The following is a 23,530-nucleotide window of genomic DNA, read 5'->3' on the forward strand; positions in this document are numbered from 1 at the left end:
GTGCTGCATGGTAGATGTCTGTGCACCCTTTGCTGGAGTAATCCGCTGGGAAGTTGCCGCGAATGATGCGGTGGCGACCGGCCAAACGATTGGCGTCGTGGAGGCCGTCAAGCTGGAGGCCCCGGTCGTAGCACCCTGCCCCGGAACGATCGCGGAGCTCCTCGCCGGGGAATTCTCCGACGTCGAGGGCGGACAGCTCTTGGCACGCATCAGCCCGTCGGCAAGCGAGGGGGAGTAAGTCCAGATGACCCGGATTATTGCAGGCCAGGCGCGCGGACGGAAGCTGGTTGCGCCGAAGGGGCAGGACACCCGGCCGACTACGGACCGAGCGAAGGAAGCGCTGTTTTCCTCCTGGACTACGCGCTTCGGTCTGGAAGGCACGAAGGTGCTGGACCTCTTCGCAGGGTCGGGTGCCCTCGGGCTGGAGGCGGCCTCGCGCGGGGCAGGAACGGTCGTTTTGGTGGAGCACAATTCCAAGGCGGTCGAGGCCATCGAGAAGAACATCCGCACGGTCGGGCACCCGGATGTGCGCGTGGCGCCGATGAAAGTCTCAACGTACCTGGCCGGTACCCCAGGCGTGCTCTTCGACCGCGTAATCGCGGACCCGCCCTATGAGCTGGCGGGAGAGGCAGTTACGGAGATGCTCGAGGCGCTGCGTGCCTTCCTCGCTCCGGGCGCGGTGGTTACGGTGGAGCGCTACCGCGACGATGAGGAGACCATGTGGCCGGAAGGCTACGAGGTACTGCAGCAGAAGCTGAAGCGCCGCATTCACGGGATTGCCCGCTTCGACACCGCCATTTTCGAGCCAGCAGATGACGCAGAAGACTAGGACTTAAAGTAGATGACACACGCATGCTGCCCGGGATCCTACGACCCGATGACCTCCGGCCACCTGGATATTGTGGACCGCGCCTCCCGCCAGTTCGACCGGGTAACGGTGCTGGTGACGCACAACCCGAATAAGCAGGGCATGTTCAACGTGGACGAGCGCATCGCCCTGATTGAGGAGTGCACGGCGCACCTTAACAACGTCGAGGTGGACTCCTGGTCGGAGCTGCTGGTCAACTACACCTCCGAGCACGACATCTCCTGCCTGGTCAAGGGGCTGCGCTCGGCGGCGGACTACGAGTACGAGGTCCCCATGGCGCAGATGAATCGTCGCATGACGGGGATTGAGACGCTGTTTATGGAGGCAGACCCCCGCTACGGCCACGTTTCCTCGACGCTGATGAAAGAGGTCGTGCGCTACGGCGGCTCCGTAGAAGGTCTCGTGCCTGCGCCTGTCTTGCGCGCCCTGCAGCGTCGTCTCACGTAGCATGAGGTTATGTTTCGCGTCTTTGAATCCCTCGATGAACTAGTCCAGATTATTGAAGAGGCCCATGGCGTGCCGCTATCGGCCAATTGCATGGTGCCTCGCCAGCGCGTGCTCGAGCTGCTCGATGAGCTCCGCGATGCTTTCCCCGCAGAGCTTGACGACGCCCAGGACGTCCTGGATCAGCGCGACGAGATTATTAATGACGCGGAGTCGCGGGCGAACAACACAATCGCATCGGCCGATGACGAGGCTAACCGCATCATCGACGAGGCCGAGGCCCGCGCGACTCAGGAGATTGATGACGCGCATGCCCGCGCGGATGCGACGATTAACTCCGCCGAGGACGAGGCACAGCGCGTCCGGGACGATGCCCAGCGTGAGTACGATGACGTCGTCGGCCGCGCAGCCGCGGAGGCTGACCGCCTGGTCACCGCCGGTAACGATTCCTACGAGCGCTCGGTCGCCGAGGGTCGCGAGGAGCAGGCCCGCCTGATTGCGGAGTCCACCGTTGTCCGCGAGGCGAACGAGGAGGCCCGCCGGGTCGTCTCGGAGGCCCACGCCGACTCCACCCGACTGCGGGAGGAATGTGACCGCTACGTCGACGGCAAGCTGGCGGAGTTCGAGGAGTCTTTGTCTACCACGCTGCGCAGCGTCAGCCGCGACCGCTCCGCGTTGCGCTCTGGCGCGGGCGCTGCGGGGGCGAGCGAGCCGCGCGAGACCCGTGAACCGCGTGAGGCTCGTGAACCGCGTGAGCCGCGCCGCCGCTACGAGCGTTAGGGCGATTACCGGGGGACAGGGGTAGAATATCGTCCATCATGACTGACTCATCCCCATTTATTCTTGACGTTTCCCACTGCCTGCGGGATTCCATGCCCGAACAGTTCCGTAAGGTGGGCGACACCCCTGTGCGCATCGGCGCCGAGATGATCGGAGTGTCGGAGGGCACCGAGGTCGTCGTCGATGGTGTTATGACTAACCTGGGCGGCGGCGTCATGGTTGACGCGACTGTGACCGCGCCCGCCTCCGGTGAGTGCGTCCGCTGCCTGGCGGGCCTGGACAAGGAGCTGAGCATTCACGTCAGTGCGGTGTTCTCGGGCAGCGACGACTTCATCACAGGCGATGAGGCCGACGAGGACGATGACGAGGTGCTGGAAATCGTCGACAACACTGTCGATATCACCCAGGCCGTCATCGACGAGGCTGTTTTGAACCTGCCGTTCAATCCCTCCTGCGAGAACCTCGGCGTCGACTGCCGCGAGTCCGGCACCGACGTGCCCGAGCCGGACGGAGTCTCCGGCGAGGAGGAGAAGGTCGACCCGCGCTGGGCCGCACTGGCCGATAAGTTCCAGGACCTGGAAGAAAACTAAAAAGGAGAGATGTCGGATGAGCCGCAAGCGTCGGCTAACCGGAGAGGCCGCCCGGAGCGCGGCCTTCGACAGCGTCGACCACGCGCCGCTGCTGAAAAACTTGGGCGTGGAGCTGTCGGACGACTCGCTGCGCCTGGCGCTTACTCACCGCAGCTTCGCCAACGAGAATGGCAACCTGACCAATAACGAGCGCCTGGAGTTTTTGGGCGACGCGGTGCTCGGCATGTGCGTCGCGGAGGAACTCTACCGCCGGTTCCCGGACCGCGCGGAGCAGGACATCTCGAAGATGCGCGCCGGCGTGGTCAACATGTATGCGTTGGCCGACCTGGCCCGCAGAATCGGCCTTGGCGAGCACATCCTGCTCGGCCGCGGCGAGAAGGCCACCGGCGGCGATGACAAGCACTCGATTCTCGCGGACACCACCGAGGCTCTGCTTGGGGCGATTTACCTGCAGCACGGCTTCGAGGTTGCCAAGGCCACCGTGTTGCGCCTGTTCAGCGGCATGATTGACGATGCTCCGACGGAGTCCCGCGGCCGCGACTGGAAGACCCTGCTTCAGGAGCGCATCGCCGCGAAGAAGCTCCCGGCGCCGGAGTACACGGTCAAGACGACCGGCCCGGACCACGACCTGACCTTCTACGTGGACGTCCTCCTCGACGGCGTTGTCAAGGGCTCCGGCACGGGCGGCACCAAGAAGGAAGCCGAGATGCAGGCCGCCCACCAGGCGCATACCGCTCTGAGCTAGTCGGCCATTCCCAACGCCCATGCCCGAACTCCCAGAGGTTGAATCGGTCCGCCGCGGCCTGGAACCGTACGTGCTCGGCGCGCGCCTGGACGATGTGACGGTGCTTCGTGACCGCGCGGTGCGTCGGCAAGCGGGAGGCGCCACCGAGTTTTGCGGGCGCACACGCGGGCGTAGGGTCGTCGGCACGGATCGGCGCGGCAAGTTCATGTGGCTTGTGCTTGACGACGGCTCGGCCATCACCATTCACCTGGGAATGAGCGGCCAAATGCGGATCGAGCACCCCGGGGCGGCGCCCGGCAGGCACACCCGGGCGGTCTTTGAACTCAGCAACGGACACGCGGTGCACTTCAATGACCAGCGCACTTTCGGCTGGGTCTGGGCGACCGAGATGGCCGAGGCGTTCGGGCGAGAGGTTCCGGTGCCCGCGAGTGAGATTGCGCCGGACCTGATGGAGCAGGGGCTGGACCCGGTGAAGTTGGCCCACAGGATGCGCCGGTCGCACTCGGCGATTAAGAGGGTGCTGCTGAACCAGAACGTGGTCTCGGGAATCGGCAACATCTACGCCGACGAGATGCTCTGGGCGGCCCGGGTCAACGGGGAGACACCCGCCAGCGACATTTCCGTGCGGAAGTTGGCGCAGCTGGTGCGGGAGGGGCAGAAGGTCTTGATAGCGGCGCTGGACGCCGGGGGAACTAGCTTCGATTCTCTATACGTGCACGTCAACGGCGAGAGCGGCTACTTCGACCGCTCGCTCCACGCCTACGGACGGGCGGGGCAGCCCTGCGATCGGTGTGGCACAACCATGGTGCGGAAGGTCTTTATGAACCGCTCGAGTTATCTGTGTCCGCGTTGTCAACGCTAAGATTTTCCTATGAGCTTCATGGAAACGGCGACCGATTGGGTCAACGCCTGGAACGACAAGTACTGGCTCTTCATGATTGCGCTGCTGATTTTTGCGGGCCTGTACTTCTGCTGGCGGACCATTTTGGTCCAAATCCGTTACATCCCGGAGATGTTCCGCGCGATTACGGAAAAGCCCTCCGACATCTCGGAGGGTGTGAAGGGAATCTCGGCCTTCAAAGCCTTCACCATTTCCGCGGCCTCCCGCGTGGGCACCGGTAACGTCGCCGGCGTGGCCGTGGCAATTACCACGGGTGGCCCCGGCGCGGTGTTCTGGATGTGGCTGCTGGCAGGTATCGGCGGCGCGACCAGCTTCATCGAGTCGACGCTGGCGCAGCTGTATAAGGTGCGCGACCACGACTCCTACCGTGGTGGCCCGGCCTACTACATCACCAAGGGCCTGGGGGAGAACTGGCGTTGGATGGCGACGTTGTTTGTCCTGGCCATCACCGTGACCTACGGTTTCGTGTTCAACGCGGTGCAGTCGAACTCGATTACCGCGGCTATTGCGGAGTCCACCGGTAATGATTCCACCGGCTTCAAGCTGGGTATCGGCATTGTCTTGGCTATTCTCACCGCGATCATCATCTTCGGCGGCGTGCAGCGCATCTCCGCCGTGACCCAGGTCGTCGTGCCGATCATGGCCGTCGCCTACATCGTCCTCGGCCTGATTGTCCTCGCGCTGAACATCACCGAGGTCCCGGCCATGATCGCCCTGATCTTCGAGCACGCTTTCGGTATCCGCGAGATTGCAGGTGCCGTTGTGGGTACCGCCATGATGCAGGGTATTCGCCGTGGCCTGTTCTCTAATGAGGCGGGTATGGGTTCGACCCCGAACGCCGCCGCGACCGCTTCCGTATCCCACCCGGTCAAGCAGGGGCTGATCCAGACCATGGGCGTCTACTTCGACACCTGGGTCGTCTGCACGATCACCGCCGTGATCATCCTGCTGTCGGACCCGTCCTTCGGTGGCGATGCCGAGGGCACCTCGCTGACCCAGGCGGCACTCGCCGCGCAACTGGGTGGATGGGCGATTCACGCGGTTACCATCATCATCTTCTTCCTGGCGTTCTCCTCCGTGGTGGGTAACTACTACTACGCGGAGGCCAATGTGCCCTTCCTGTCCAAGAGCAAGGCCGTCCTGAACTCGGTTCGCAGCCTGGTCGTCCTCTGCGTAGTCGGCGGCGCAATCGGTTCGGTGCCGCTGGTGTGGTCCTTGGCAGATACCTTCTCGGCGCTGATGGCGACCATCAACATCGTCGCGATCCTGCCGCTCGGCGGCGTTGCCGTGGCGCTGCTGAAGAATTACTCGGAGCAGAAGGCCAAGGGTCTCAACCCCGTGTTCCACCGCGATGACCTGCCGAACGTCCGAGGCCACGCCAACATCGAATGCTGGGACGGCTCCGACCCGATCACTCGTCGTGAAGCCTGAGGCTAGCGCGGTCGCGCGACTGACGGCGTGGGTGCATGGCCACGTCCAGGGGGTGGGCTTTCGCTGGTCGACGCGCGTGAGGGCCCTCCAGCTGGGACTGCTCGGCTACGCGAAGAACTATCCGGACGGCCGCGTGTTGGTCGTCGCGGAAGGCCCGCGTGAGGCCTGTGAGGAGCTACTGGCCTGGTTGGAGGGGGATTCCACGCCTGGAACGGTGAGCACGGTCGTAGCTTCCTACGGCGAGGCGAAGGGCGAATACAGCTCCTTCGACCGCAAGTAGGTAATATTTTCACCCATGTATTTGAAATCGCTGACTCTGAAGGGCTTTAAGTCCTTCGCTTCGGCGACCTCAATGAAGTTCGAGCCCGGCATTTGCGCGGTCGTCGGCCCGAACGGCTCCGGCAAGTCCAACGTCGTTGACGCCCTGGCCTGGGTGATGGGCGAGCACTCGGCGAAGACCCTGCGCGGCGGCAAGATGGAGGATGTCATCTTCGCCGGGACCTCGGGGCGCAAGCCGCTGGGCCGCGCCGAGGTCACGCTGACCATTGATAACTCCGACGGCGCGCTGCCGATTCAGTACCGGGAGGTCTCCGTCACGCGCCGCATGTTCCGCGACGGCGCCAGCGAGTACGAGATTAACGGCTCCCGTGTGCGCCTCATGGATGTTCAGGAGCTACTCTCCGACACCGGTATCGGCCGGGAGATGCACATCATCGTCGGCCAGGGGCGCCTGTCCCAGATTTTGGAGTCCCGCCCCGAGGACCGCCGCGCCTTCATCGAGGAGGCGGCCGGTGTACTCAAGCACCGCCGCAGAAAGGAAAAGGCGCAGCGCAAGCTCGCCTCTATGCAGGGCAACCTCGACCGATTGCAGGATCTCACCTCCGAACTGTCTAGGCAGCTGAAACCCCTGAAGCGCCAGGCCGAGGCGGCATCCCGCGCCCAGACGGTCCAGGCCGACCTCCGCGATGCCAAGCTGCGTCTGGCCGCGGCGGACTTCGTGGACCTAAAGGCCAGCCTCGAGGACATCTCCGGTCAAGCTCGCCTGATTGAGGAGAAGGTCGAAGCCGCCACCGAGCGTGTCGAGATAGCCGCCGAACGCACCGCTGAGCTCGAGTTCGAGCTGGAGGAGATCACTCCGGCCGCCGACGCCGCCCGCGACCTGTGGTTCCGCCTGTCTGCTCTCGGAGAGCGCGTCCAGGCCACCGCGCGCATCGCGGCCGACCGCGCAGCCGACCACTCCGTCACCCCGTGGACCGGGCCGGACCCCGATTTTTTGGAAAAGCGTGCCGACGATGCCGCCGCTGAGGAGGCCACCCTGCAGGAGACCGAGGACGAGGCTCGCGAGCGCCTGGAGTCGGTTCGCGAGACTCTCTTCGACGCGGAAGAGGAAGCCCGCGCTGCCGAGGCCGAGCACCTAGCCGCCGTGCGCGCCATTGCCGACCGACGCGAGGGCGTCGTGCGTTTGATTTCTGCGGAGGAGTCCCTGCGCACCAGGCTCGAAGCTGCCCAGGAGGAGGCGGCCCGTCTTGCCGAGCAGACTTCGGAGGCCGATCAGCGCCGCGCCGACGCCTCGGCAGCAGTGGAGGCCGCAGCAGAGGAGCTGGCCACCGCGGAGTTGGAGGGCCCGGAGTTGCAGCGCGCCCACGAGCAGGCCAGCCGCGAGGCGGAGGCCGCGACGGCGCGACTGAAAGAGCTGCGCGTCGACGAGCGCGACCTGGAGCGTAAGGTCTCGGGCCTTGCCGCGCGCATCGAGGCATTGGAGGCCGCGCGTGCCGCAGCCGCTAATGATGGCACCGCGTGGCTGAAGGACTTGCACGGGCTGGGCAGCGTCTCCGAGGTGATTGAGGTTGGCTCCGGCTGGGAGAAGGCCGTCGCGGCAGCTCTCGGCGGCGCGGCCGAGGCCCTTGTCGCGGAGTCGGGGGAGGAGCTCATCTCAGAGTTGCTCGAATCCGGCAAGGGCAGCGCGGTGGTGTTGTCCGAATCGGACAGCGCCGCGGCCAGCGCCAGCGAGACTTGGCGCCTGGATATTTCCCTGCCCGCACACGCGACCTGGCTGCTCGACCACGTCGAGATCCCGTCCGCGCTGTCGCGTCCCCTGACGGCCCTGCTGGTCGATGTCGTCGCGTGCGAGGAGGCCGCCCAGGCCGCGGACATCGTGGCCCAGGACGCGCGCCTGCGAGTCGTCGACCGAAGCGGTGTCCTGCGCGGACCCGGCTGGGTCTCCGGCGGCACGGGTGGCCGCCAGTCTGGCATGGAGATCTCCGCGGATATCGCCCAGGCTCGCGAGGAGCTCGAGGTCGCGCGCGAAAAGCTTGCGGACCTCGCCGGTGTCCTCTCCGGTGCCGCTGCAGAGGAAGAGGATCGGCGTACCGACGCTGCAGCCGCCCGTGCGGCCCTGCGCGAGCACCAGCAGCACATGAAGGTCTTGAATGACGCGCGAACTCGCGCGACCTCCCAGCTCGTGGGTGTGGTGCACGACTCCGAGCGCGCCGAGAAGCGGGGCGCGGAGGCCACGGCCCGCGTCGAATCCCTGCGCGCGGAGCTGGATGAGGTCGCCGATAGGCTCGCCAGGGTGGACCGGGATCCTGAGGAGGGCGAACCGTCGACAAGCGAGCGCGACCGCACGGCGGAGGCCCTGACCGCGGCCCGCGCGATGGAGACGGAGGCGCGGCTGGCACTGCGTACCGCGGAGGAGCGCGCGGGTAGCGTGCGGGGCAAGGCCGAGCGTCTGCGCAGGCAGGCTGCGGCGGAGCGCGTCGCGAAGGCCCGCCACGAGGACGCTCAGGCGGCGCAGGTGGCCCAGCGCGAGCTCGCGGGCGTCGTGACGGAGCTGGCAGAGGACCTGCGCGCGAAGGTCGGCGTCTCGCTGGCCCGGGCGGAGGCCGATCGCGATGAGACCGAGGCGACGAAGAAGACTGTCACGGCCGCGCTCGCGCAGGCCCGCAACGAGTCTTCCGCCGCGCAGCGCGAGCTGCAGGCGCTGACCGATTCGGCGCACCAGGGTGATATCGCCAAGGCGCAGGCGCAGGTTCGCGTCAATGAGGCCTCCGAGCGGATCGTGGATCAGCTGGGGCTTTCCGTAGACGACCTACTGGCTGACTTCGCCCCTGGCGAGGACTTCGATCTTGCCGCGATGACCGCCAAGCTCAAGCAGGCGGAGAAGGACCTGCGGGTGCTAGGCCGCGTCAACCCGCTCGCGCTGGAGGAGTACAAGGCGATGGAGGAGCGTTACTCCTTCCTCTCCACCCAGCTTGACGACGTCCTGCAGGCGCGCAAGGATCTCATGGGCGTCGTCGAGGAGGTCGACGAGACCATCCTGCAACTCTTTGCCGACGCATGGGAGGACGTGGAGGCAGAATTCCCGAAGGTATTCCAGACTCTCTTCCCGGGCGGCGAGGGCCGGCTTGTACTCACGGAGCCCGATGACCTGCTCACCACGGGCATCGAGGTGGAGGCGCGGCCTCCGGGGAAGAAGGTCAAGCGCCTGTCGCTGCTGTCAGGCGGCGAGAAGTCGCTGACCGCGCTCGCGATGCTGGTTGCCATCTTCCGCGCGCGCCCGAGCCCCTTCTACGTCCTCGATGAGGTCGAAGCCGCGCTTGACGACGTCAATCTCCGGAGGCTCATTGCTCTGCTGGAGGAGCTGCGGGAATCCAGTCAGCTGATTGTAATTACCCACCAGAAGCCGACGATGGACGTGGCCAACGTGCTCTACGGCGTAACTATGCGAGGCGACGGTGTCACTCGTGTTATTTCGCAGCGCATGACCCCGGTTTCCGCGTCCGCCGCGGAGCCTTCCGCTGAGCCTGCTTAGGCGTTATTGCATAATAGGGAGCATGACTCCTACTCAGTGGATAATCGTTGCCGTAGCGGCGCTCGTCATCATCCTTCTTCTGCTCGTCGCGGGCTACCTGCGGCGGAAGAAGAACGTGGTCTCCTTCGAAAAGGACGAGCGGCCCAAGGAGCTGACGCAGCAGGAGAAGTCTGGTAATTACCAGGCCGCCGGCGGCTTCAACTTTGCCCCGGCGGCAGGTGATGCGGGACCAGCGGGCACGGCTGAGAAGGAGCCGGAGCTGCTGCCCGGACAGGAACTCCACGCTGAGCCGGAGCCGAAGGAAGAACCGCTGCTGCAGATTCCGGTGTCCGAGGCGCCGGTTGAAGAGCCGGAGGCCGAGCCCGAACCGGAGCATGTGGAGGCCGAGCCACAGCCGGAGCCCGTCCAGGAGACCGTCGAAGAGCTTGCGCCCGAAGCAGGGGAGTCTGAGGTTGTTGTTCCGGAGGCGGAACCGGAACCCGAGCCGGAACCAGAGCCCGCTCCCGCTCCCACCCCCGAACCGCAGCTCGACGAGATTGAGCCCGCAGAGGGCCGTCTCGGCCGCCTGCGCGGTCGCCTGTCGCGTTCCCAGAACGCCATCGGCCAGTCGGTGTTGGGCATCATCGGTGCGGGTGACCTGGACGAGGATGCTTGGGAAGAGGTCGAGGATACTCTCGTCATGGCTGACCTGGGCGCAGAGGCGACGGAGCGAGTCGTCGATAAGCTTCGCCAGCGCATCGCCAGCCGCGGGGTCAGCAGCGAGGCGGAGGCGCGCGCGATGCTGCGCGAGGTGCTGGTAGAGGAGTGCCAGCCGCAGATGGATCGTTCGATTCGGGCTCTGCCGCACGAGGGCAAGCCGGCCGTGATCCTCGTCGTCGGAGTCAACGGCACAGGCAAGACCACGACCACCGGCAAGCTCGCGCGTGTTCTGGTCGCGGGCGGTCACCGCGTTGTGCTCGGCGCGGCCGATACTTTCCGTGCGGCCGCAGCCGATCAGCTGGAGACCTGGGGGCGTCGCGTCGGCGCCGAGACCGTGCGCGGCGCTGAAGGCGCCGACCCGGCCTCCATAGCGTTCGACGCTGTCTCCCACGGCATTGAGACGGGCGCGGATGTCGTCCTCGTCGACACCGCTGGCCGTCTGCACACCAAGGTCGGCCTGATGGACCAGCTGGACAAGATTAAGCGCGTCGTCGAGAAGAAGGCTCAGGTCGATGAGGTCATCCTCGTCCTGGATGCCACGGTTGGCCAGAACGGTCTGATGCAGGCGCGCACGTTCCGCGACGTCGTCGACATCACGGGTGTCGCGCTGACCAAGCTGGACGGCACCGCCAAGGGCGGCATCGTCTTCCAAGTTCAAAATGAGCTGGGCGTGCCGGTGAAGCTGGTCGGCCTCGGCGAGGGCGCCGACCACTTGGCCCCCTTCGAACCGCAGAGTTTCGTCGACGCTCTATTGGGCACGCACTAGGAGCCACGGATCGCGCGGCTCACTCCAAAGCCAAAATTTTTCCCCCTCTGCTGCATTTAGTAATAGGTGCAGGTGGAGGGGGATTTTGTATGTTAGTCAGTTTCTCCCGCCGACCCCAAAGTTTCGCAATATAGAAAGAAACTACGCAAATACGGTGACTAATGCTCTATATTAAGAACCACCAACTCAAAACCAGGGAGGTTCTCATGACACCTGAGCAAGTCGCCGCGCAATCGGGAAACGCGGCCTGGATGCTTATTTCGGCGTCATTGGTTCTGTTGATGACCCCGGCGCTGGCACTGTTTTACGGCGGAATGTCCCGTCAGAAGTCGGTGCTGAACATGATGATGATGAGTTTCGGCGCCGTCGGCGTCGTCGGCGTCGTCTATGTCCTGTGGGGATGGTCGATGTCCTATGGGTCCGAGTCAATCGGCGGTATCTTTGCCAACCCCTTCCAGTACTTCGGACTGCGCGATTCCATCACGGACTCTGCAGGCAACTACATCGAGGGCGCATCGGGGTATGCCAACATCATAGACATCGGCTTCCAGCTGACTTTCGCCTCCATTTCGGTGGCGCTAATTTCGGGTGCTCTGGCTGAGCGTGTGAAGTTCTCTACCTGGCTATTTTTCGTCGGTGTGTGGGGCACTCTGGTCTACTTCCCGCTAGCGCACATGGTCTGGGGCGGTGGTCTGCTGAGCCACTCTTCGCAGGGCATATCCGCAGCGCTGTTCGGAATCAGCGGGGAAAAAGCCGCAATCGCGCCAATCGACTTCGCGGGCGGCACGGTGGTGCACATCTCCGCGGGCACCGCCGCGCTGGTGCTTGCGCTGACCATTGGAAAACGCACGGACTTTATGCGTACTCCGCATCGCCCTCACAGCCTTCCTTTGGTAATGCTCGGTGCTGCGCTGCTCTGGTTCGGCTGGTTCGGGTTCAACGCGGGCTCCGCCTTCGCAGCGGACGGGGTAGCGGGCTTGGCCTGGTTGAACACCACGGTTGCCACTTGCGCAGCAATGCTCGGCTGGCTTGGTCTCGAGCGCGTCCGCGACGGACATGCAACATCGCTAGGTGCCGCCTCGGGCGTAGTTGCGGGCCTGGTTACCATTACACCTGCCGCGGGCGACATGACGCCGCTGACTTCGATTATCCTCGGCGCAATCGGCGGAGCCCTCGGCTGCTGGGGAGTCGGCCTGAAGTACCGCTTCGGTTTCGATGACACCCTCGACGTAGTCGGTGTCCACCTGGTCGCGGCGCTGTGGGGAACTATTGGCGTCGGCCTGCTGGCGACCGACCGTGGCCTGTTCACCGGCGGCGGGCTCGACGGGGTGAAGCTCTTTGTCATCCAGGTTCTCATTGCCGTTAGCGCCCTGGTCTTTGCCGGTATGCTGACCGCAGTTATTGCGGTTGTTCTGGGCAAAACCGTCGGCTGGCGCGTGGACGACGAGGCCGAGTTCGAAGGTATCGACGTCGCGCAGCACGGCGAGTCCGCCTACGATTCCGCTAATCAGGACGCGTTTTAGTCTTAGGAGCCAATGAAAATGAAACTGATCACTGCAGTTGTTAAGCCATTTACGGTCGTCGACATTAAAGAGGCTCTGGAGGAACTTAGAATCCACGGTATGACGGCTACTGAGGCGAAGGGGTATGGCCAGCAGAAGGGACACACGGAGGTCTACCGAGGTGTCGAGTATGCCGTGGATTTCGCGAACAAAACGCGACTGGAGATAGTGGTCAACGATAGTCAGCTTGACGACGCCCTTGAGGCGATCTGTACCGCAGCTCGGACCGGGAACATTGGAGACGGCAAGGTGTGGGTAACTTCTGTTGAGCAGGTCATTCGGGTTCGAACAGGCGAGCGCGACTCCGAGGCGATATAGAAGGTATCGATGCCTTACCGTGCCCCAGAGCTAATACAAGGAAGCTGAAAAGAGTCTGTTCCTGCCTCCATTGGCGCGCTTGGCCAGGTAGAAAAAGACCTCGGTGCCGCCGCGGTGGTCTCCGTAGAGGTTGCGCGGGGCGCCGAGGCCAATTCAAGCAAATTTAGGGGAAGCCTAGTGGGAACTAGTCATCCTTGGAGTTCTTGCGTGCGTAGCGGGTAGCTGCGACACCGCCGACCAGAAGTGCCAGGGCGGCACCGCCGAGAGCGGTTGCCTGAACGCCTGTGACGGCGAGGCCATTGCCCTTGGAATCCGTCTTCTTAACGACCTTCTTATTGTCCTTCTTGCCGTCCTTCTTGGAATCGTCGGACTTGTCGCCTGGCTTCTCCTCGCCCGGCTTCTTATCGTCCTCGCCCGGTTTGTCGTCACCTGGCTTGTCTTCATCTTCAGACGGTGCGCAGTAGCCGAAGACCCCGGTCTTTGGATCCTTTCTGCCCATGTCACAAGGCGAGCCATCCGGGCAGTTGGCGGTGTCGTCAACAGCAGGCGGAATTCCGTCATTAGACGGCTTTTCTTCCTCTGGCTTCGGTGCTGGCTTGGAATCCTCCCCGGTGCCGCAGGCGCCGAAGATTCCGGTTACTGGATCCTTCTTACCCATGTCACGCGGGGAGCCATCTGGGCACGTTGCGGAATTGTCAACTGCGGGCGGGATACCATCGTTGGACGGCTTTTCAGGCTGTGGAGTCTCAGCGTTTTCTACACATTTGAAAGTGCCACCAACGTTTTCGAAGTGTTGACCAGCTGGACAATCCGATGGCACGGGGGCAGGAACCTGAGCGGTAGCAATGCCAGCGCCGATTAGCATGCCAGCCGAAGCAGCGGCTGCGACCAGGGTGGAGGAGTACTTCTTCATCGTCGAACCTCGCATATTCAAGGGAATAGATGGAGTGAAGATTGGGCTTAACGGGAAAGCCCACTTGTAGTTTTGGGGCTAATAGCTATTGAAAAGCATTATCAGTGCTGAGTATGCGAAGGGGGTAAATGAGATTTGTTGACAGGTCCAAATTGCTGTTTGAGCAGTTTGATGCTTATATCTCAAAAGGTTAATGCGTACCCCCTCAAAGGGGCACAACGTGCAAAAGATCCCTGATACTGTCGAGCATCAGGGACCTTTAAGGCTTAGCCGATATTGCTAGGGACTTTAGGGCTTAGCGGTCCTTGCGAGCGAATCGGGTAGCGGCGACACCGCCGACCAGAAGTGCCAGAGCGGCACCGCCCAGGGTGGTGGCGTCAACGCCGGTAGCGGCCAGGCCGGAGCTATGAGAGGAAGAAGCCTTCTTCTCCTCAGCCTTCTTCATGTCCTTCTTGGAATCGTCCTTCTTGGCCTCGGTAGCCTTCTTGGAGTCGTCCTTCTTGTCAGAATTCTTCTCGTCCTTCTTGGCCTCTACGACTTTGTTGCCGGACTTCTTGTCGTCCTTCTTGGACTCGTCCTTCTTCTTGTCGTCGGACTTCTTGTCGTCCTTCTTGGCCTCGTCCTTCTTCTTGTCGTCGGACTTCTTGTCGTCCTTCTTGGACTCGTCCTTCTTCTTGTCGTCCTTCTTGGACTCGTCCTTCTTCTTGTCGTCCTTCTTGGACTCGTCCTTCTTCTTGTCGTCCTTCTTCTTGTCGTCCTTCTTGGACTCGTCCTTCTTCTTGTCGTCGGACTTCTTGTCGTCCTTCTTGGACTCGTCCTTCTTCTTGCCGTCCTTGTCGGTCTGGCCCTTGTCGGTCTGGCCCTTGTCGGTCTGGCCCTTGTCGGTCTGGCCCTTGTCGGTCTGGCCCTTGTCGGTCTGGTCCTTGTCGGTCTGGCCGTCCTTGTTGTTGGGCTTCTTCACGCACGAAAGTTTGCCGTCTTCGATAGCTACTACTTGCTCAGCGGGACATGTGATGTTCAGGTTATCTGTGGGCTTCTTCACATCGGCGTTGCCGCACAAAGTGGTGCCGTCTGGGAAAACTTCCAGATTACCGGGACATGTGATGTTCAGGTTATCTGTGGGCTTCTTCACATCGGCGTTGCCGCACAAAGTGGTGCCGTCTGGGAAAACTTCCAGATTACCGGGACATGTGATGTTCAGCTCATCTTTGGCGTTGCCAGGTGCAGTCTCAGTAGCGCTGGCAACACCAGCGCCAGCGAGCATGCCAGCGGAAACAGCAGCGGCGGCTACGGCCGAGGAAAACTTCTTCATGGAAACCTCTCTAAAGAGTCAAACGGTAGAGATCAATGAAAACGGGGAGGCCGTCGTTCGTTTACGGCCAAGCTCAAACGCGGGCTAACCAGGGTTAACCGAGTTCATGGCTTATCTTAAGCCCCTAGGTGGTTTCCTGTAATTCGGAGGAATTGCCGATAAAGAATGTCATTGTCGATCGGTGTGCGCTGGCCTGCCAATATGGGTCTGAATCCATAAATTAGTTTACATCAATTCGGGGGTGGAAATCTTAAGTATGTTTTAGGCTTGGTCGGCGAGATTGTTATCGGCTGTTTATCGATTCAAATTGATGACGGTCGAAATTGCCGCTTTTGACGCAGTGTGTCTGCATAACTGCGTAATACATCAAACTAAGTAACGGAATGATAGCAATCTGAGTTGTTGTTCGCGTGGTTGCTAAGAAATTCTTAAGGAAGCTTTGGCTCCGTGTCTTTGTGCCTCATTCCTTTTGGTGGGGCGATGGTATTGAGCGGGGCGGTGCATAAAAAGTATGGATATGTGCCAAACGCGGTAGTCAACGGGTACGGTAGAACGGTTAAGAAATGACAAGGCAAAAGGGGAGCTGGAAACTTGTTTGAGTCTCTTTCCGATCGATTGACGGGTGCCCTGCGTGGCCTGGGCGGGAAAGGCCGCCTGACCGAGGCGGATATTAACGCCACCGCCCGCGAGATTCGGCTGGCTCTTCTGGAAGCTGACGTCTCTCTGGAGGTAGTTCGCGCATTCGTCAAACGCATCAAGGAACGCGCTAACGAAATCGCCAAAAACCAGACGGTCAACCCGGCGAACCAGGTCATTGAGGTAGTTAACGAGGAGCTCGTCAATATCCTCGGTGGGGAGACCCGGCGACTTAACCTGTCGAAGCAGCCGCCGACGGTTATCATGCTCGCCGGCCTGCAGGGCGCGGGTAAGACCACGCTGGCCGGCAAGCTAGCTAAGTACCTCACCGGGCAGGGTCACACCCCGGTCCTGGTTGCCTGTGACCTGCAGCGCCCGGGTGCAGTCCAACAGCTCCAAATTGTTGCTGAACGCGCCGAAGTGCCCTGCTTTGCTCCATTCCCTGGAACGAGCATCGACTCCACCCATGAGATGGGTACTAGCGAGGATAACCCCGTCGACGCGGCCTTCCGTGGCCTGGCTTATGCGCGTCAGCACCGTCACGATGTGGTGATCATCGACACCGCGGGTCGTCTCGGTATCGACGAGGTTTTGATGAAGCAGGCCTCGGACATCCGCAATGCGATCAACCCGCACGAAGTCCTCTTCGTCATTGACTCGATGATTGGTCAGGACGCGGTCGAGACCGCTAAGGCTTTCCGTGATGGCGTTGACTTTACGGGCGTGGTGCTTACCAAGCTCGACGGCGATGCCCGCGGTGGTGCTGCACTATCCATCCGCGAGGTCACCGGCAAGCCCATCCTTTTTGCCTCCACTGGCGAAAAGCTCGAGGACTTCGATGTCTTCCACCCAGACCGCATGGCTAGCCGGATTCTGGGCATGGGTGACCTGAAGACCCTCGTCGAGGTCGCCGCTAAGGAAATTGATCACGAGCAGGCCGCCAAGTCCGCCCAGAAGTTGGGCTCCGGCGAGCTGACTCTCGAGGACTTCCTCGAGCAGATGATGATGGTCCGCAAGATGGGCCCCATCGGCAACATTCTCAAGATGCTCCCGGGCGGTGCCGAGATGTCCAAGGCCGCCGAGATGGTCGATGAAAAGCAGCTCGACCGCATTGAAGCCATCATCCGAGGAATGACCCCGCAAGAGCGCGAAAACCCCAAGATCCTCAATGCTTCCCGACGCCGCCGTATCGCCAACGGCTCCGGCGTCTCCGTATCGGATGTCAATCAGCTAATCGAGCGCTTCAACGAAGCCAAGAAGATGATGTCCCAGATGGCTGGGCGCTTCGGAATGGGTGGTGGACGCCCGTCGAACCGCAAAAACAAGAAGGGGCGTAAAGGTAAAGGCGGAAAGCGCAAGGGCGGTAACCGCGGGCCGACTCCGCCAAAGGGTATGCGCGGCGGATTCCCCGGAATGCCAGGTATGCCGGGAATGGGCGGCGGCATGCCGGACATGGCCGAGCTGCAGAAGCTGCAAAAGCAGATGGGCAACCAGCTGCCGGAAGGCTTCGAGGGGTTTGACCTCAACAACCTCGACTTCGGTCAAGGCAAAAAGAAATAAAGGATTGGTTTGATTCAATCCCCGCCGCCTAGGACAAAATTGTGTTCAGGCGGCGTTCTAGTATCGGGGCAAAGGTCAACGCCAACTCGTCAGTGATGTGATTGCTGTCCCGGTAGACATAGATATTGCCAATAATGTTGTGGCAAATTCTGTCGTCGCAAAATAGGTTGCTAAAGTCCATGTTCCAGCCGTGCACGTAGTCCTCAAGAACTTCTTTCGCAGGGTTGGTCGCCGAGAGTGCCAGCTTTCTCCTAACCACGCAGTCATCCTGGTTCTCGCAGGTAGTAGGAGAAAACTGGTTGAAGTCCTTATCAAAGGCCCAGGGGTTATCGCGGATAGCAACGAAATCGGTGCCGCGAGCCTCCATTGCGTCAAAGAACTCTATGTACCCGTCCGGAACATAGTCTCCAAATTCGGGTTCATCGAGCTGGAACCTTGGTCGTGTCGACGTCGTAAAGACCACCTCTGGATCAAGCTCGTCGATGCGTTCCAGCGCGAGTTCAGTCCATTCAACGCAGATGTCACCGACGCCCTCAATCGGAGCGAGCGTGGCCGGGCAGCCCTGCCGGAGTAAGACGTGTAGCTGGTAACCATTGTTCTTCGCATAAGCGTTAATGGGGGCAAACCAGTGCTCAATGTGTGAGCCGCCAATCATTACAAGGCGCTTTTCCCCCTCGACGTCGCCGTAGATGCATTCTTCGGATTCGTTGCGCCAACGCTTGTGAGTGATAAAGGTATCGACGGGCTCCGGCCCTTCTGCAAGGCAGCCGTCCATCGCTGGCTCCGGCCACAGGTCCCGAATAATGTCCCTGTCCGGCTTCGGTGTCGCCTCGGGGGTCTCCCATCCGTCGGAAAGCGTCAGGATGCCCGGGTAAGAGGCGGGGTCAAGCTTTCCGCCGATTGCTCCCTCAATCCGTGCCTGTTGGACCGCCTGCAAACTCAGCATGCCGACGGCCGCAACAGCGCACATCCCAGCGGCGGCCACGCGGTACGCAGCAGCGCGACTAGTGCGCAGCCTTGTTACTGCCTGGGAAAAGACCGGCTGGATGCGAGTTGGTCGTCGCGATGACTGGGCGAGGGGAATCTCTACGAATCGGTTAGTCAGGTACGCGAGCAATAGCGAAAGAGCAATGACAGCCGTGCCCAAGGCAACGGAGGGGGAGTGCTGGCCAAGCAGATGGGTCGCCAGAATCAGAATCGGCCAATGCCACAGGTACAGCGCATAGGCCCACTGCCCCAGGCTGCGGGCCGGGCGGCTCGCCAGAAACTTCGACACGAAGCCCGCGTCCGGACCCGCCACGATAATCAGCGCGGCGCCTATCAAGGGCCACAGAGTCCACGGCCCCGGGAATTGGGCCGCGCCATCGAAGAGGAATCCAGTCGATATGACCAGCGTAAGACCTGCAGTGGCCAGGAGTGTGGAGGCCCACGAGGGCAGCGTCGGCACGCGCTTAGTAAGCGCCAGCCCCAGCGCGCCTCCAAGGCACAACTCCCACAGGCGACTGGCGGTGGAATAGTAATTCCAGCCCTGATTTACATCATGTAGATAGAACGCATAGGCGCCCGAGGCAATCGTGATAATCCACAGAGTCGGGAGCAAAATAGCACGTAGCCTTCCCCGCGTTGCGTCTATTCGACGAGCCTCGGCGACGGAGGTGACAGCACCGACGATGCGAGGCGAACGCGTCAGCCAAGATAGCAGGAAAATAAGCAGAATAGCCCCAAGATAGAATTGGCCCTGCACGGACATAGACCATAGGTGTTGCAGTGGGGAAGTCTCCCGGTCGGCAGCTGCATAGTCCGCTCCCTGGATAGCCAGAGCGTAATTCTGGTAGTACAGCAGCGACGCTTCAACCTGGTGAGCGTTATCGAGGGTGCGCAGAACCGGAACGGCGAAAATTACCGTCACCGAAACGGCAGCCAACACCAGGGCGAGGGCAGGGAAGAGGCGTCGGATCGTCCGCCAGATGGACCACCACGGATTGATGGACTGTCGGGGATTAATCGCATTCCTGTACTGTGCACCGAGGAAGAAGAACCCGGACAGGAGCAGGAAAACGTCCACCCCACCGGAGACCCGGCCCACATAGACGTGAAAAGCCACCACCAGGGCAATCGCGATGCCTCGAAGGCCATCGAGGTCAAAGCGGTACCGGCTCGGGCGGGCATTCGCATGAGGTTGGGCTGGCTTCACATCAGTTGACGTTACCGCAATGCTGTAGAGCATTTTTTACTGGGAGCGCTTTTGCTGGTATTATTTCTCGAGTTGTCTGCGTCATAGCCAGGCAATGCTGCGAATTCATCGGACCCGGCTACGGCCGCCCGGTGGTCACCCGCAGGTTTAAACATTGAAAGGGCAAAACCGGCCCTCTGCATTAGAAGACTTATTTTACAGGGCAGAGGGTGCATAAGTATTGCCCAGTGACATTGGAAAAGAGGAATACCTCATGGCAGTCAAGATTAAGCTGCAGCGTCTCGGTAAGATTCGTACTCCGCAGTACCGCGTCGTCGTTGCCGACGCTCGTACCCGTCGCGATGGCAAGGTCATCGAGAACCTGGGCATCTACCAGCCGAAGGAAGAGCCGTCGGTCATCAAGATTGACTCCGCGCGCGCACAGTACTGGCTGGGCGTTGGCGCTCAGCCGACCGAGCCGGTTCTGGCTCTGCTGAAGGTCACCGGCGACTGGCAGAAGTTCAAGGGCCTCGAGGGTGCAGAGGGCACCCTGAAGGTTGCAGAGCCGAAGCCGTCGAAGCTGGAGCTGTTTAACAAGGCTCTGGAGGAGGCCAACAACGGTCCGTCCGCTGAGGCCATCACCGCTAAGCGTCGTGAGGCTAAGGAAGCAAAGGCCGCTAAGGAGGCCGAGGCTGCTGCTAAAGGCTGAGGCTGAGGCTGCCGAGTCCGAGGCTGAGTCTGCAGAGTAATTAAACTCTAGAATCCGGGCGCTGCCCTATACTTCGATTCGAAGTTGGGTAGCGTCTTTTTCTATCTTTTGACTGTCTATTTTTGGGAGTGCATCGGGTGAGCGATCTGGTACAAATCGGTCGAGTGATCAAGCCTCACGGTGTCCGCGGAGAGCTTGTCGTGGCGCCAACTACGGATGATCCGGAGGGCCGCTTCGCCAAGGGCGAGTCGGTGCTGGGCAAGCAGGCGGGGAAGGAGTCCACGCTGACGATTAAGTCCATGCGCCCGCACCAGGGCCGCCTCCTTGTTGCGTTCGAGCAGGTACCGGACCGTACCGCCGCCGAGAGTCTGCGAGGTATGAAGTTTTTCGCGGAGCCAGTCTTCGATGAGGATGAGGACTCGTATTACGACTTCGAGTTAGTAGGCTTGCGCGTGCTGAACTGTGGCGCAGTGGACGAGGAAACTGCCAACGCCCGTGCCTATGAGGGCGCGCAGCCAGAACCAGTCGATATCGGAGAGGTCGCCGGCGTTGTCCGCGGACCTGTGCAGCGTCTGCTGGAGGTTTCGCTTGACAGCGGCGGCGAGGCGCTGGTCCCATTCGTCCACGCGATTGTTCCGATTGTTGACCTAGACAACGGCGCTATTGTGATTACCCCGCCGGAGGGGCTGCTGGAGCTGTGACTGCGATGAACATGCGCCTTGATGTTGTCACTATTTTTCCCGAGTACTTAGAACCGTTACGTCACGCCCTGCTAGGTAAGGCTATTGAGCGCAATATCTTGAGCGTCGGTGTCCATAACCTGCGGGATTGGGCCCCCGGCGTGCACCAGGCTGTGGATGATTCGCCCTACGGCGGAGGCCCCGGCATGGTCATGAAGCCCCAGGTGTGGGGCCCCGCGTTGGATGACATCGCGGCGGCGGGCATGGACGGCCTCGGCGGTCAATCGCTCGATTCCGCGGTGCCGCACCTGGATAATGTCCGGCACGACCAGAAGCTGGGCCTGGCGGAGGAGTCTTCGTACGCCGGCGCAGTAGGGGCGGTGGATGAGTCGGACAAACCTCTGCTCATTGTTCCGACCCCGGCGGGGGAGCCGTTCACGCAGCAGATGGCGCAGGAGTTTTCTCATGAGGGCCACATTGTTTTCGCTTGCGGTCGATACGAAGGCATCGACCAGCGCGTGGTGGATGACGCCGCCAACCGCTACCGGGTCCGAGAGGTCTCGATTGGTGACTATGTATTGATTGGTGGGGAAGTCGCGGTACTGGTCATCGCGGAAGCTGTCGTCCGGCTGATTCCGGGTGTGCTGGGTAACCGGAAGAGTCACGAAGAGGACTCGTTCTCCGACGGTCTGCTGGAGGGGCCGTCCTACACCAAGCCACGCATTTGGCGCGGGCTGGAGGTTCCGGAGGTGCTGCTTAGCGGTAACCACGCTTTGGTGGACCGGTGGCGCCGAGACCAAGCTCTCAAGCGCACCGCCGAGCGCCGCCCGGACCTGCTGGAGACCGTCAATCTAACAGATCGCGACCGCGAGGCGCTGGAGCACTAATGGCACGGGTGACACGGGTCGGAATGTGGCTGCTGCTGCTCGCCGCGGCCGTCTACGCGACGTTCATCCACGAGGCACTGGTGGGCTATCCGTTAGACCCGACTGTGTCCTTCCTCTCCGAATACGCCGCCTTTTCCAGTCCCTACCGGCCCCTCTTTGCCGGTTCGGACCTTCTAGCGAGCGCCCTGGGCCTGTGCGGATTGGGGATGTTGGCGGCGTCGGGGAGCGGGAGAGGCTGGACTGGCTGGCCTGTGGCGCTTCGGATAGCGGCGGCGGCGTTGGCGGTGGCGTGGGCCTGCACGCTTGCGGATGTTTTCGTGGCGATGGAGTGCGAGGAATCCCTGCCCACGTGCAAGCCGACTACGCCCGGCTATGGGCACATCGTGACTTCGACACTGGCCTCGGCAGGGCAGTTCGTGATGGCTGCGGCACTGTGGACTCGACATCGGATTCTCTCCACGGCTTTCGTAATTGTCACCGTTTGGGTCTCAGCGGCAGCGGTTTTTGAATATCCGGTCGGCATAGGGCAGCGCATCCAGATTGCGCTCGCCTGCGTGCTGGTTGTCTGCCTGGCGGTGGCGCTGGGGAAACATGAAGAAATAAAGGAGTAACTTTTTCGTGGCACGAGCCAGAATTGCATCGCCGATTCACGTCGTCGGCTGGATTGTTGCGCTGGTGGCGCTGGCATGGTTCACGCAGACCACCGTGGCTGGGAAGCTCGACGGCTCATTTGCGCAGTTGGTCTCAGGACTGCACGGCGGAACCTTTGACTCCGTGATGCTGACTCTCAGCGAGGTCGTCCGGCCCGCCTACATTGCGCCAGCTACTTTGGTTGCGGCGCTAGTCCTGTGGTGGCGATTCCGTGTGATGGCCTTGCTGCTGCCAGCATCCTTCGGCGCGTCCATTGCTGTGACCTACGCGATGAAGTGGTTCCTAGACCGCGATCGCCCCGGGGAGACGCTATCCCTGGTCAACCTGCACGACGCCGCGTTTCCCTCCGCGCATGTCGCGGGAACGACGAGCACCGGCATGGCCGTCATTCAGCTGCTCCTGCCGGTGCTGCGCAACGCCGCCCGCAAGCTCCTCGACGCCGCGATCATCGCACTGATTGGCGCCGTTTCGCTGTCTCGCGTGTGGGTCGGCGCGCACTGGCTGACCGACATCATTGGCGGACTGATTGCGGGAATCGTCGGCCTCATTGTCGCACTGCTAGTGCTTAGGAGATGGCAACGAGGACGGCGTCTCCGCTTCGCTTAGCCTCCTCGTAGAACGCCACGAGCTCGCGGTAACGCTGTGCGGCCGTGGACTCGTCGATAAGCGAGCCGTTGTCCGCGATGCGGGCGGAAAGATCAATGGAGGCGAGAGTCTGGTGAACCTCGCCCACGCGATTGGCGCGGATGACGGCCGACATGGGCTTGCGGCAGACACGCTCGGCACCGAGGATCGCCTCGGCAAGCGGGTCGCCGAGGGCCTGGCCGTCAATCGGGTTTCCGGTCAGGGTGCGCAGCAGGGACTCCCAATCAGTGTCGATATCGAGCGCGTTTTCTTCCGGGACCTGCACGAAGTGCTCCAGAATAATCTTCTCCGCCCCATCTGCGACAAGCCCCGCCGTGCCGCCCTCTGTGGTGTCCGCGGGCGCGGCGACCTCGACGAGGTGGGCGGCCTCCGCATCGGAAATGCGAAGATATTCGGCGCAGAGTGTCTGTTTCATCGGGGTCCTTTCCCAGTCGGGGCAGTGTCCCCAC

Annotated in this window: 22 protein-coding genes and 1 pseudogene; 19 read left to right on the forward strand and 4 right to left on the reverse strand. The window is 61.9% G+C overall.

Annotated features, from left to right (window positions below; all coding sequences use genetic code 11):
- Positions 1-7 precede the first annotated feature (7 nt).
- The 13 genes from CLAC_RS04940 (at position 8) to CLAC_RS05000 (ending at position 12,915) form a co-directional block, all read left to right on the forward strand.
- The gene (locus CLAC_RS04940; protein WP_053411951.1) at positions 8-238 is read left to right on the forward strand and encodes an acyl-CoA carboxylase biotin carboxyl carrier protein subunit; all 231 of its coding nucleotides are present in this window, start codon (positions 8-10) and stop codon (positions 236-238) included.
- Positions 239-244: 6 nt separating this feature from the next.
- On the forward strand, positions 245-829 hold the full coding sequence (gene rsmD, locus CLAC_RS04945; RefSeq protein ID WP_053411952.1) for a 16S rRNA (guanine(966)-N(2))-methyltransferase RsmD: 585 nt from the start codon (positions 245-247) through the stop codon (positions 827-829).
- A 12-nt stretch (positions 830-841) separates the two neighbouring features.
- Entirely contained in the window at positions 842-1,315 is a 474-nt protein-coding gene (gene coaD, locus CLAC_RS04950; RefSeq protein WP_053411953.1) for a pantetheine-phosphate adenylyltransferase, read from the forward strand.
- Between the two features lie 9 nt (positions 1,316-1,324).
- The gene (locus CLAC_RS04955) at positions 1,325-2,092 is read left to right on the forward strand and encodes a DivIVA domain-containing protein (protein WP_053411954.1); all 768 of its coding nucleotides are present in this window, start codon (positions 1,325-1,327) and stop codon (positions 2,090-2,092) included.
- Positions 2,093-2,130: 38 nt separating this feature from the next.
- Positions 2,131-2,682 carry a YceD family protein gene (locus CLAC_RS04960; RefSeq protein ID WP_053411955.1) on the forward strand — a complete coding sequence of 184 codons (552 nt, stop codon included), beginning with the start codon at positions 2,131-2,133 and terminating at the stop codon, positions 2,680-2,682.
- 16 nt (positions 2,683-2,698) lie between these two features.
- The gene (rnc, locus tag CLAC_RS04965) at positions 2,699-3,427 is read left to right on the forward strand and encodes a ribonuclease III (protein ID WP_053411956.1); all 729 of its coding nucleotides are present in this window, start codon (positions 2,699-2,701) and stop codon (positions 3,425-3,427) included.
- A 19-nt stretch (positions 3,428-3,446) separates the two neighbouring features.
- Entirely contained in the window at positions 3,447-4,289 is an 843-nt protein-coding gene (gene mutM, locus CLAC_RS04970; RefSeq protein WP_053411957.1) for a bifunctional DNA-formamidopyrimidine glycosylase/DNA-(apurinic or apyrimidinic site) lyase, read from the forward strand.
- 18 nt (positions 4,290-4,307) lie between these two features.
- Positions 4,308-5,759 (forward strand): alanine/glycine:cation symporter family protein, encoded by a 1,452-nt coding sequence (locus tag CLAC_RS04975; protein WP_053413280.1) that lies wholly within the window; start codon positions 4,308-4,310, stop codon positions 5,757-5,759.
- A complete protein-coding gene (locus tag CLAC_RS04980; protein WP_053411958.1) occupies positions 5,749-6,039 on the forward strand; it encodes an acylphosphatase in 291 nt (96 codons plus the stop codon). The genes CLAC_RS04975 and CLAC_RS04980 overlap by 11 nt, the downstream gene beginning before the upstream one ends.
- Positions 6,040-6,054: 15 nt before the next feature.
- A complete protein-coding gene (gene smc / locus CLAC_RS04985; protein ID WP_053411959.1) occupies positions 6,055-9,570 on the forward strand; it encodes a chromosome segregation protein SMC in 3,516 nt (1,171 codons plus the stop codon).
- A 22-nt stretch (positions 9,571-9,592) separates the two neighbouring features.
- Entirely contained in the window at positions 9,593-11,035 is a 1,443-nt protein-coding gene (gene ftsY / locus CLAC_RS04990) for a signal recognition particle-docking protein FtsY (protein ID WP_053411960.1), read from the forward strand.
- Positions 11,036-11,241: 206 nt separating this feature from the next.
- A complete protein-coding gene (locus CLAC_RS04995; protein WP_053413281.1) occupies positions 11,242-12,558 on the forward strand; it encodes an ammonium transporter in 1,317 nt (438 codons plus the stop codon).
- Positions 12,559-12,576: 18 nt separating this feature from the next.
- Positions 12,577-12,915 (forward strand): P-II family nitrogen regulator, encoded by a 339-nt coding sequence (locus CLAC_RS05000; RefSeq protein ID WP_053413282.1) that lies wholly within the window; start codon positions 12,577-12,579, stop codon positions 12,913-12,915.
- A 184-nt stretch (positions 12,916-13,099) separates the two neighbouring features.
- On the opposite strand, the gene CLAC_RS05005 is transcribed toward CLAC_RS05000, so the two are convergent.
- On the reverse strand, positions 13,100-13,843 hold the full coding sequence (locus tag CLAC_RS05005; protein WP_245621984.1) for an intestinal mucin: 744 nt from the start codon (positions 13,841-13,843) through the stop codon (positions 13,100-13,102).
- A 280-nt stretch (positions 13,844-14,123) separates the two neighbouring features.
- Complete coding sequence (locus CLAC_RS05010; protein WP_053411962.1) at positions 14,124-15,140, reverse strand: hypothetical protein; 1,017 nt, start codon at positions 15,138-15,140, stop codon at positions 14,124-14,126.
- Between the two features lie 591 nt (positions 15,141-15,731).
- On the opposite strand from CLAC_RS05010, the gene ffh reads away from it, so the two are divergent.
- Positions 15,732-17,336: a signal recognition particle protein gene (ffh, locus tag CLAC_RS05015; RefSeq protein ID WP_053411963.1), complete on the forward strand. Its 1,605-nt coding sequence runs from the start codon at positions 15,732-15,734 to the stop codon at positions 17,334-17,336.
- Positions 17,337-17,364: 28 nt separating this feature from the next.
- On the opposite strand, the gene CLAC_RS05020 is transcribed toward ffh, so the two are convergent.
- Positions 17,365-19,530, reverse strand: a complete 2,166-nt coding sequence (locus CLAC_RS05020) for an acyltransferase family protein (protein WP_053413283.1) — start codon at positions 19,528-19,530, stop codon at positions 17,365-17,367.
- 253 nt (positions 19,531-19,783) lie between these two features.
- Here CLAC_RS05020 and rpsP point away from each other — a divergent pair.
- The 5 genes and pseudogenes from rpsP (at position 19,784) to CLAC_RS05045 (ending at position 23,042) form a co-directional block, all read left to right on the forward strand.
- Positions 19,784-20,258 (forward strand): annotated as a pseudogene (rpsP, locus tag CLAC_RS05025) (30S ribosomal protein S16).
- Positions 20,259-20,355: 97 nt separating this feature from the next.
- Positions 20,356-20,919: a ribosome maturation factor RimM gene (rimM, locus tag CLAC_RS05030; RefSeq protein ID WP_053411965.1), complete on the forward strand. Its 564-nt coding sequence runs from the start codon at positions 20,356-20,358 to the stop codon at positions 20,917-20,919.
- A 5-nt stretch (positions 20,920-20,924) separates the two neighbouring features.
- Entirely contained in the window at positions 20,925-21,785 is an 861-nt protein-coding gene (gene trmD, locus CLAC_RS05035; RefSeq protein ID WP_082313124.1) for a tRNA (guanosine(37)-N1)-methyltransferase TrmD, read from the forward strand.
- Entirely contained in the window at positions 21,785-22,396 is a 612-nt protein-coding gene (locus CLAC_RS05040) for a DUF998 domain-containing protein (protein ID WP_053411966.1), read from the forward strand. Before trmD ends, CLAC_RS05040 begins: the two co-directional genes overlap by 1 nt.
- A 7-nt stretch (positions 22,397-22,403) precedes the next feature.
- Positions 22,404-23,042, forward strand: a complete 639-nt coding sequence (locus tag CLAC_RS05045) for a phosphatase PAP2 family protein (RefSeq protein ID WP_053411967.1) — start codon at positions 22,404-22,406, stop codon at positions 23,040-23,042.
- Here CLAC_RS05045 and CLAC_RS05050 read toward each other — a convergent pair.
- Entirely contained in the window at positions 23,002-23,496 is a 495-nt protein-coding gene (locus CLAC_RS05050; RefSeq protein ID WP_053411968.1) for a DUF1877 family protein, read from the reverse strand. The genes CLAC_RS05045 and CLAC_RS05050 overlap by 41 nt on opposite strands.
- Positions 23,497-23,530: the final 34 nt, after the last annotated feature.

The sequence above is a fragment of the Corynebacterium lactis RW2-5 genome (assembly GCF_001274895.1).
In the GTDB taxonomy this organism is placed as follows: domain Bacteria; phylum Actinomycetota; class Actinomycetes; order Mycobacteriales; family Mycobacteriaceae; genus Corynebacterium; species Corynebacterium lactis.